Raw genomic sequence first — 5,625 nt, forward strand, 5'->3', positions numbered from 1 at the left:
CAACTGCACTCCCTCTCTCTCACTCAGCTCTCTCGGAACTCTTCCTCTCTTCCCTCGCTGCCGTACCGGCTAAGGACGGTAGCCGAGGGAAGAGAGGAAGCGGGGGAAAACCGGGCAGATCAGACAAGACGAAATGGAATAAGGCCAGCCTTCCTGGCTGGCCACCCTTCATCTCAGTAGACGCTTTTGCTCGCTGCCAGTTTCTTCTCTTAACTTAGCTGTAGCCCACGTAGTAGGGATGACGACGCGTTGCTAGCCAGGCCCCAAAGAGGGCCGCCAGTCCTTCCAACAGGCCCAGTAAGAGCATAAAGATGATGGTGACTACAATCCCCCCCACTACTCCGCCAAAGGTCGCATTGCCGGTCGCCGGAGCGTTGGTCGGGAAGCCGGGAATAGAGTTCGGCAGAAAGACCGCTCCCAGATAATAGAGCAGGCCGGCCACAAAGCCTGCAAGGAAGCCGAAGCTACGCCGCACCGCCACTTTGCCGACTATAAATCCCGCAACAGCACAGATCACCAGGCTGATGAAGATGACCAGACCGCACAGCGTTGTGATCGACACGGCGAGCTGGTAGGCATTTTGACTGGCGAGCCGCTCTGCGTTGGCAAAGAGCGAGGCATTGAATAGCACTATCGCAATATTCTCAACGGCGCAAAGGAGGCCGGCTACTCCTCCTATGATCAGCGTTGGTACGAGGCGACCCCTGGGCAGCTCCGGCTGGCTCGGTTCCTCGCGCTGGTGCATGCGCCGGCGCAGCTCGCGCTCCTCTTCATCTTCCCCGCTCTGATCTGGGAAGGGCGCGATGTTGTGGCGATGTCGCCCGTGCCGCTCCTCTGCCTCGTCTTTGCCCCAGCCCTCATCTTCATGCTGATGCAATGGATAATGCTGTTCCGAATCTTGCATCTACAGCACTTCCTCCTTCAATTGATCGCTAGTCATTTACTGGTCGTTTGCGGGTTGTTCGTAGGAATACGGGCAAAGACCGCCGGATAGGTATTGATCACCTGCCATTTATCGATAGGCCAGTAGACAGCGATCGCCTTACCGACAATGTAGTTGCGCGGCACCACGCCCCAGTTGCGCGAGTCGTCGCTATCGGGACGATTATCGCCCATTACAAAGTATTGATCTTTGCCCAGCTTCCAGATATTGGCGATAGCATTGTAGGGGGCCTTGATATAGGGTTCATTGAGCAGGACGCCATTGACCCACACATGGGTACTATCCGTCCGAATGACATCTCCGGGAATGCCAATGATGCGCTTGATAAAGTCCTGGCGCGTATCCAGCGGCCAATGAAAGACGATGACATCACCACGCTCGGGCGGATGAAACAGATAGGCCAGCTTGTTGACAATGACGTTTTCGCCGTCGACCAGTGTCGGCTGCATGCTGACATTTTCAACGTGATAATTTTGAATGGCAAGGCGTGTTGCCAGGAAGAGGATCAGCGCCAGGGCTATGACTTCCAGAATATCGCGGGCAAGATGCACTCGTTTCAAGATTGTTACCTCGCCTGTTCCGATCACTACATACGGGAGAACCGCGCCGGCTCGCTTGTTACTCTCTCACCCGGCCCGACGCCTCAGCCAGCTCACTTACGGGCCGGTTGGGTTCCCCGGCAAAAGCTGGCTTCTGCACTAAATCAATACTCCATCTTGGCACATTATAGCGAAGTCTGGCATTGGCTTTCACTGTATCCCTTGCCCATCGAAGAAAGCAGCCCAATGGTACCAGCTTGCCAGTCTATCGGCAGCCGCCCCGGAGCCGCGGCTTTCCTCTGCTATTGATTAGGCCAACCTCTACCTCCATTTACGCCTACCCGCCTGCGTTTTCGCCAAGCCTCATCCCCTATGTTTAAGGGAGGGACCTGATCTTACCAGGCCCTGCCCTGACCAATGCTCCCTTGTCTTGCTAGAGCACTGGGCCTGAGACGGGTAGTTCAGGGCTGCACGTCAGGCCCGGGCCCGGTATCACCCTCTGAGACAGTGTTACAGCCGCTGCGTCGCACGCTGCAGACAGATCCCTCCCCTTGCTCTCGCTAGCTGAGAAGCAGATAGCACCTCTAGCGCTCAGGCACTCATCAGGCGCCCGTCTGTGTCTCTTTTGCGCTGGCTGACTCGCGGGCCATACGCTTCAGCTTTCCTATGATAACACGAGATGCCAGCCTCTACCAGTTGCGCACAATGAGGTGTCCGGCGGCTACAGCATGTACAATATCGGCGCGACTGACAATACCAACGAGCCGGCCATTTTCGACAACGGGGACGCGCTTGATCTTGCGCTCGGAGAGTAAAGCAGCGATCTCTTCCAATGGGGTTTCTTCGGAGACAACGATCAGCTCGTGGCTCATGATATCGGCGACGCGCAAGCCCTCGCGGTTGACCTTGCTGATAATGTCGGCCTCCGTTACCATGCCGATCAGTCTGCCGTCTCCATCGACAACTGGCGCGCCACTGATGCGCTTCTGATCCAAGAGCTGGGCTGCTTCCTGGGCACTCGCTTCGGGGCGAATGGTGTAGACAGTGCGGGTCATAATGTCTCTCGCGATCATTGGGTACTCTCCTCTGCTGCGCTGCTGACAGAACAACGCCCATGAACAACGGATAGACGCATCCACGCTCAGCTCTGAACTGCGTTGTGCGGACAGCGATACCTCACTGTATCCGGCGCTTGCCATTCCCAAGGTACTGAGCTGATCCGCTGAGATGTCATGAGCAGCAAGGTCTCACTCGCTGGCTCCTCACGGAGGCAAGGCCTGCAGACTGCAGGCTGCCCACGAGCACCGAGCGATAATCTGCTACTAACAGGCAGGCCGAGAATGAGGCTCCCAGATGGGGAGACCGTTTACGGCTCGAGTAAGGTGATCTGCGCTGTTCGCGATTCGCTCGTCTGGTGTCGCGTATGCTGCCCCCAGTGAGTCCCTCACTGATTCCTGATCCCCCGCTGATACATTACCATACCGGGCAGCCGAGAGGCGAGTGTCCTGGCCCCTCATCTCGATGGTCAGCAACCCCGGCTACCAGCGGAAGGTCTCGTAGAGCTTCATGAGACGTCGTGCGTAGTCGCGCCAGCCCGTTACAGCCTCTAGCTGCGGCTCAGCGCCGGTGACACGTAAGAGTTCCTGCCCGGAGCAGGAACGTACCTCGCTGAGCGCTCGCTCTAGATCAGCTTCGTCTGAGGCATGGTAGAAGATTACCGCCTGCGAGGCCGGCAGATCGGCGAAATTGGGAAGCGCTGGCGCTACAACTGCTCGCCCATAGGAAAGGGCCAGAAGCGCAAGCTCTACGTTGCCAGCGCGCAGATGTGAGCGCTGCGGTAGTACCAGCGCATCAGCGGCTCCTAAGTAGAGCGGAATGTCATCATCCAGAGGAGGACGGAGAAAGAGATGCAACATGGGCATACGGGCTGCCACCTGTAATAGACGGGCAGCCCGTGGGCGATCAGGCGGAGTGCCAATGAGCAGCAGGTGTGGCCCCTGCGAGACGTCGCCAGGGACAGGCATGAGCTTTTCCCAGAGGCGGCGAAAGCTCTCACAGAGAATAAGGACTTCCTCTTCGCTGTGCTGGTCAGCAAAGCAGAGATAGACATAAGGAACGGAGGCCGGTATACCGAGGCGCCGGTAAGCCTCGACCCGCGGTAGAGGAGCAGCATAGTAGCCTCGAAAGCCAGCCGGGGGAAGGCTGTGCGCCCGCTCTTGTAGAGAGCGCTCGTCATAGCAGTCCTCGATGCGCTGGGTGGGGACAAGAATGGCATTGGCTTGATGCAGGAGGAGGCTCTCCAGGAAGCGACGCAGCAAAGGACGGAAGCCCCGAGCACTATGCCACCAGCCTCCGCTATCGGTCACCACCAGCGGCAGCCCCAGATGACGCGCCAGCCAGAGCCGCAGCAGCAGATGGAGACCGCGACGCACTGGGAGGCACCAGGCCCCCGGGCGCTGCAGTTGCACAACGCCGCAGGCTTGACCATCTAGACTGCGGTGACGCCACAGCCAGGTCAGAGAGAGATTGGCGCGTTCAACTTGACAGGCCATCCCTTCGCGCCGCAAGGCCTGGGCTAGTAGGAGGGTTGCCGCGTCGCACCGCGGCGCCATTACCAGTAAGACGGCCAGGTGGCCTTCCTGGGGTAGAGGACGCCACAGCAGGCTTAAGCGCTGCTGGAAGCGCCCCCAGCAACGCACACTCTCCATCGTGAGATGGAGACGTTGCGCCGAGGTGCCGCGCGCGATGAGAAGTTGAAGCTGCTCCCCAAGACAAAGGCGACCAAGCTGCCGCAGATCGCCAAGTAAAGCCCTCCAGGAAAGACAGGCATTGCGCTCCTCGGCTCGCTGGGTGAGAGCGGCGCTCAGCTCCATGAGCACCTCAGAACGGCCCTGCCAGTAGGAGTGGCCGATAAAAAAGGTGCGGCAGAGACGGGCGGCATGAGCGCGATGGGCCACCAAAGCTCGTGGTTCATACCAGAGCGTATAGCCTCCAGCATGAAGACGCCGGCAGAGATCTTCTACTCCCAGCCGCGTTGGCACCGCCAGGCGCTTGTCGAGGAGCGGCGAGAAACCTCCGACCGCTCGCAAGACGGCAACCTTGACAGAAAAGTTGCAACTGCTTAAAGTCTGGGGCGCCCTTAGCTGCTGTCGCTCGCTGGCAGGGGCAAAATAGCCCAGCACAGGCAGCAGCTCATCGGTCAGCCAGTAGGGGCGAGGTGCCTCCCAGTAGAGTTCGACGCGCCCGCCAACGGCATCAGCACCGGTTTCGGTGTAAGCCTGTAACAGATACTCCAGAAAGCGCGGCGAGGCCAAAGCATCGTCGTCGAGAAAGACGGCGATCTCTCCCCGCGCTAGTTCCAGGGCCGTATTGCGCGCATAGGCCAGACCATTGCGTCGCTCGACCAGGCAGCGCACCTGCCAGTCACGTTCATCTGGCGCACGCGCCTGCAAATAGCGTTGCAGGACAGCGGGCGTGCCATCTTGCGAACCATTGTCAACGACTATTACTTCATACAGGTGACGTGCTAGCGTCTGACGACGCAGGCTAGCCAGCGCTGAGAGTACGAGATTGCAACGGTTATAAGTACAAAGAATGACGCTCAGTTGAGGAGAACGACCCTTGCCGCGCTCGTTCCCACTCGAGTGCCTATGCATAGCCCCCTCCTGGTCCGGTGCAGTCCTGGAGCACAAAGCCCCTGCGCTTGCCTCCCTCTGTCCCAGTGCAGTCAGCCAACGCAAGGAGCACGGAGCCCGGGCCGCGCTGGGGAGAGCGTCAGCCACCAGCCGCTATATTGGCAACGCGCACCTTGTCTGCTGACCTCAAGCCCCTTCTCCCGCCCCCGCAGTCATCACCTCAATATGGCAACAGACTTGTTCGATCCACTCCAGTTCCAGCGAGGCCTCCGTCTCATAGGCCGCGAATGGCCCCCAGAGATCGCCTGTCAGGATAGACTCCTTTTCCTCCTCTGGCCTCGCGCTGCACTCGCCAGTCTCCTTTTCGTCCGGCGAGGTCGGCTCGCTGACCAGCCGCGCCCCCTGTTCGGCCAAGGCAAAGACGCTGGCATCGGGTACCATGCCCTGATCTGGAGCTAACATTGGACTCCAGCGGATTTTCCAGCCAATCAGATAATCATTCATGTTC

Annotated in this window: 5 protein-coding genes; all 5 read right to left on the reverse strand. The window is 59.0% G+C overall.

From position 1 onward, the window contains the following. Positions 1-214 precede the first annotated feature (214 nt). Positions 215-904, reverse strand: coding sequence for a YrzE family protein (locus IRZ24_RS16030; RefSeq protein ID WP_297166227.1), 690 nt, complete (start codon positions 902-904; stop codon positions 215-217). Between the two features lie 32 nt (positions 905-936). Then, complete coding sequence (gene lepB / locus IRZ24_RS16035; RefSeq protein WP_297166238.1) at positions 937-1,494, reverse strand: signal peptidase I; 558 nt, start codon at positions 1,492-1,494, stop codon at positions 937-939. 677 nt (positions 1,495-2,171) lie between these two features. Then, positions 2,172-2,555, reverse strand: a complete 384-nt coding sequence (locus IRZ24_RS16040) for a CBS domain-containing protein (RefSeq protein WP_297166229.1) — start codon at positions 2,553-2,555, stop codon at positions 2,172-2,174. A gap of 465 nt (positions 2,556-3,020) precedes the next feature. Further along, positions 3,021-5,138: a glycosyltransferase gene (locus IRZ24_RS16045; protein WP_297166232.1), complete on the reverse strand. Its 2,118-nt coding sequence runs from the start codon at positions 5,136-5,138 to the stop codon at positions 3,021-3,023. A gap of 165 nt (positions 5,139-5,303) precedes the next feature. Beyond that, on the reverse strand, positions 5,304-5,625 hold a 322-nt coding region (locus IRZ24_RS16050), incomplete at its 5' end, for a hypothetical protein (RefSeq protein WP_297166235.1).

This window comes from Thermogemmatispora sp. (assembly GCF_019683755.1).
Taxonomy (GTDB): domain Bacteria; phylum Chloroflexota; class Ktedonobacteria; order Ktedonobacterales; family Ktedonobacteraceae; genus Thermogemmatispora.